Below are 4,611 nucleotides of genomic sequence, written 5' to 3'. Positions count from 1 at the left end.
TATAAGCGCGCAGGCAATGAAGGTTAACAGAGGGATGGGTGTTTTAATGAGGAAGGCTATTGGGAAGTAGTACCACCAGCCCTCCCGGGAATACTCGCCCATGAGGAAGGCCGGGTGGGTGCCCTGGTAATGGGCGACGGCGTTATAAACGCCGCTTGCGAATATCCGCCACTGGGTGCCGTACAGGAGGAAGATCACCGCCGCGGCCACGGCCGATACGCCCACTAACGTGGTGAACGGTCTCTTTGACGTACGACCGGGGGTCAGGACGGCAAGAACCAGCAGCATGGGAAAGAGCATGATGGCGGAGTACTTCGAGAGGAGGGCCAGTCCCAGGCACGCGCCGGTGGAGACCATGTTCGTTACGGAGGGGGTCCTGGCGTAGCGCCAGAACAGGTATATCGTCAAGAAAGTGAAGAGCACCACCGGGAGGTCCTTGCCTGTAAACCTGGAATGGGCGATTATGTTCGGCTCGAAGCAGTAGAGGAAGAGGGCGAACAGGCCGGCGTAGTTGCCGTACAGCTCCCTCGCCCACAAGAATACCGCGAGGGCGAGAAGGAGCGAGAGAAACACCACCGGGACCCTGCTCCAGAAAAGAAGCTCGTCGGCGTTATCGTTCGCCTCGTAGAAGAAGTCGTTGGAAAAACCATACCTGGCCACCTGCGACTCCTCACCCCGCTCGGAAAGGGCCTGTAGGGGTGGAAGGTCGGGCTTAAGGAAAAGCAGTGGAAGTGCCGTAACGATCCTGCCAAGGGGCGGGTGGTCGTGGATAAAACCGAAGTCCCGCGTAAACAGTTCGGCGTAGCCGACCGATGGGTTTATCAGCTCGTCGAATGTGGGGGCGTCGTCCCGCATGCTGAGGATGGCCTGGGCGAGAAAACTCAGAAGCAGGACGAAGACCGCGCAGAGCTGAGCGGGGGTGAGCTTCTCCGGGCCCGCCGCGTTCTGCCGCGCTTCCACCGGATTTATTTCCATATCTATATCTCCATTCCCCGTTTATCCATGCGTCCCGCCCCTGCGCCGGAAGAGATAAAAGAACCCGAGGGCCGTTAACGAGAGGATCGTCGCAAGCGTTATATAAAGGCCCAGGCGGAAGCTCAGGGGCTCGTAACGGAAGACCACCTCGTGCGCTCCCTTTTCCAGCGCCACGGCTCTCAGGACCAGGTTGGCCCGCAGCACCTCCCTTTCCACCCCGTCCACGTAGACCTTCCATCCCGGGTACCAGCTCTCGCTCGCCACGAGTATCGCCGGCCTCTTCAGCTCGACATCAAGCTCTATACCGTTCATACGGTAATCTTTCACGACCACCCGCTCCTCGGCGTCCCCTTCTCCCTTCTCCCCCCCCTCCCCCTCCCCCGGGGGTTCTATGCCCGCAGCCACCCACGGGTCTTTGTGGAGAAGCACCTCCTCGCCGGGGAGGAACCCCTTCCCTTTCATCACGTCCGTGTACCCTTCGCCGTCTTCCATGATACGGACTTTTCTTACCAGGAAGAACCTCGGCAGGTAGTTCAGGTTTTCATAGACCTTGTATGCTTCTTTATCCTCAAACGCCTTCATCTCCGCCGTGCCGTCCGCCGCCGCACCTACGACTTCGAGCAGCCGGAACTCGTCTGACTCTATCGGCGGGATGGAAACCACGTACTTTACGTTAAGCATGGCGAGCAGGTTGGTGGAGTCCACCGCGGGTTGTATCTCTATAAGGTTTTTTATGAAGGTGTGGTCTCCCCTCTTCATTGCCGTCGCGCCGTCGATATTGAAAATATGGTGTTCAATGTTGAAACCTTCGAGCCTCTCCTTCCATGTGTCCAGGAACCTGACCGCGGTCCCTTCCTCTTCCTCCATCGTCTTCGGCGTGACGAAGACCCGGAAGAGAGAGGGGTCCTCGGGGAGGGACTTCATTACCTCACCCTCCCTGTGGTACTCTTCCGCCGTTACGCTGTAGTAGTAGCCCCTGTGCGCGAAGAAGAGGTCGGCCGTGAGGATCGCAAGAAGCAGTATCGGGAGGGCTTTCCTGAATGGCCGGGACCTTGAAGAGGCGTAGATTACGACCGTGGTGACGATGAAAAAGAAGAGCAGCCTCTTCGTATTGAACAGGTTTATCTCTACGTGGTTATATTCCGGGTAATCGTAGCCCCGGCTTATGAGAAGTTCTTTTACTTCGGCGTTGAAGAAGTTGAGCCCGCCGAAGGCAAGTGCCGCGAGGGTTGAGAGAGCGAGGAGCAGCAGGGCGGCCCGCTTCCAGCCCGCTCTCCCCTCTTCCATGCCCCTCCTGAGACTGTCGTAGCCCAGCCCGGCCGATACCGAAAGTAAGAGGATCGCGAGGAAAAGAAACTTGACGGGGTAGCGGATCTTATCGAAGAACGGGAACCAGTCGAAGAGGTGGCGGTAAAGGGGCGTATTCTCCCCCATGGCGAGCACGAGGGAGAGAAGGGCGATTAAGACAAACGGTAGGGCCCCTCTCTTTCTTTCGCGAAGGAAAAAAAGCGACATGATAAACGGTATGGCGCCCGTGTATATGGTCTTCAGCCAGCTTTGGTTCGACCAGTACTTCTCGTCCGACATAACATAGCCGTGGGGGTCCGTAATGAAGAACTGCAAGAGATCCTGGAACTTCATGGACCAGATGGTCGCGTCGGAATAGCTCAGCCCCCCCGCCCTTGTAGAGTATCGGGTGAGTTCGAGGAAAGGGAGGAGTTGTACGGCGGAGAGGAGAAGGAATATGGCTATTGCCGCCGCGAGGAGCCCGAGCCTTTTAGGCAGACGGGTTCCCCCCCCCTCCCCCTTCTCCTGCGACACGCCCCCGTCCATGGCATGGGGCATGAACACGAGAAAGAGAAGCAGCCCCGTCGTAGCGTAAACCACCTCTATACCGCCGCCCGTGAACATAACGGCCAGTATTACGCCGGAGAGTACAGCGTACCACCCCGACCCTCTCCGTAACGCCCGGAGGAAGGTTAGGATAAGAAGGGGCGTCCACACGACCGAAAGCAGCGTGTTCAGCAGGCTGTGGACCGATAGCAGGTAGCCGCCCAGCATGAAGGTAACGGCCCCGATGAGCGAGCCGGCCGGACTTGCTTTTAACTCACGCAGGAGGAGGAAGGTGAAGAGGGCTGCCAGAAAATAATGGAGGACTATTATCCAGTTGAAGGCGATGTCAAACGGCAGAAGCAGAAAGAGGAGGTTCGGGGGATATAACACCCCCGGCTGGAGCGTGGCCAGAAGCGGGTGGCCGCTGAAGGAGTACGGGTTCCATAGCGGGAACTCGCCGCTGAACACGGCCTCGACCCACAGTAACCTTAGCGGAATAAAAAAGACCGAGAGGTCTCTCTCGGTCAGGAGGTAGGTCCCGTTCAGGACGGGGTGGAAGTACAAAACGGCCAGGAGGGCGAGCCATGAGACAACTAAAAATTTTTGCAGTACGCTCAGGCTCGGACCCTCACAGGCCGCTTTGCACGAAATCAGGTTAGAAGCTATATGCTACGCTCGGCCCGTTGGCGCTGTTCAGCGTCAGGGTCATGGTGTAGGAGTTGACCGGATCCACATATATCGTAACGGTCGTGTTGGTATCCGACCCGTACGTAATGTTAGCGGCTGTAACGGTAGGCCCGCCCGAGATGTTCGCGTCGCAAAGGATCTGACCGTTAGAGGGACACCCTGCTGTTGAGCTGGTTCCCGTTTCGTACGTCTGAGCATTGTCAAGCAGGTACTGCGCGTGGAGCATTGTGGCGGTACCCATTATCGCTCCGGCGATACCCTTTGCCGTGGAAACCCTCGCCTCCTCACTCAGGTCTATGAACCTCGGTATGGCCACTGCGGCGAGTATGCCGAGAATGACTATGACCATAACGAGCTCGATCAGAGTAAAACCTTTGTTATTTCTTGGCATCTGCAGCCTCCTTTTACGTGCTGTTTTTGACGCTTCAATTTTTAACTATACCGAATAATACTATATTGTCAAGAAAAAATCAATAAAAATTCTTACGGCCCCTTCGAACGACTCTTACTTGAAGCCGCTTAAGCGCTCAGGTACCGTCCTCAACCCACCTCCGCCAGCTCGAGCCTGTCCCGCCATCTGGCCTTGAGGACCGCCGTGATACTCCCGGCCTCCGTCCCTTTAAGCTCCGGGTCGGAATTCAGGAAGTCTCGCGCCTCGTCCCGCGCCTTCTTGAGGAGAGAGAGGTCCGCCATCGCCCCCTTTGTCCTGAACTCCGGTATGCCCGCCTGGCGGGTGCCGAGGCCGAGGAAGTCACCCGGTCCCCGTATCTTCAAGTCCTCCTCGGCTATGCGGAAGCCGTCGGTGGTCTCTTCCATGACCTTGAGCCTCTTCCACGTGTCCTCCCCGCCGGTATGCGCGGCGAGAAGGAGACATTGGGAGGCCCGCTCCCCCCTGCCCACCCTCCCCCTTAACTGGTGGAGCTGGGCGAGCCCGAACCTCTCGGCATGCTCGACGAGCATCACCGTGGCGTTCGGCACGTCCACCCCGACCTCGATGACGGTGGTGGAGACCAGCACGTCTATCTTCTTCTTTTTGAACTCTCCCATGGCGGCTTCCTTCTCGACCCCTTTCATCCTGCCGTGGAGGAGCCCGACTTTGAGCTCGGGGAAGATATC

Annotated in this window: 4 protein-coding genes; all 4 read right to left on the bottom strand. The window is 57.8% G+C overall.

All coding sequences use genetic code 11. The features are described from left to right. A partial coding sequence (locus tag V3W31_00810) for a glycosyltransferase family 39 protein (GenBank protein ID MEE9613478.1) occupies positions 1–975 on the bottom strand: 975 nt, incomplete at its 3' end. Between the two features lie 21 nt (positions 976–996). Beyond that, positions 997–3,372, bottom strand: a complete 2,376-nt coding sequence (locus V3W31_00805) for a YfhO family protein (protein ID MEE9613477.1) — start codon at positions 3,370–3,372, stop codon at positions 997–999. A gap of 91 nt (positions 3,373–3,463) precedes the next feature. After that, positions 3,464–3,886: a prepilin-type N-terminal cleavage/methylation domain-containing protein gene (locus V3W31_00800; GenBank protein MEE9613476.1), complete on the bottom strand. Its 423-nt coding sequence runs from the start codon at positions 3,884–3,886 to the stop codon at positions 3,464–3,466. A 149-nt stretch (positions 3,887–4,035) separates the two neighbouring features. Next, a partial coding sequence (locus tag V3W31_00795) for a helicase-related protein (GenBank protein MEE9613475.1) occupies positions 4,036–4,611 on the bottom strand: 576 nt, incomplete at its 5' end.

This window comes from Thermodesulfobacteriota bacterium (genome assembly GCA_036482575.1).
Classification (GTDB): domain Bacteria; phylum Desulfobacterota; class GWC2-55-46; order GWC2-55-46; family JAUVFY01; genus JAZGJJ01.
The sequence above is the reverse complement of the archived record's forward strand: the minus strand, read 5'-3'. Positions and strand labels throughout refer to the sequence as shown.

Excerpts from the sequence above, each read along its gene's own strand:
- V3W31_00800 (MEE9613476.1), bottom strand. The coding sequence starts at position 3,886 with ATGCCAAGAAATAACAAAGGTTTTACTCTGATCGAGCTCGTTATGGTC.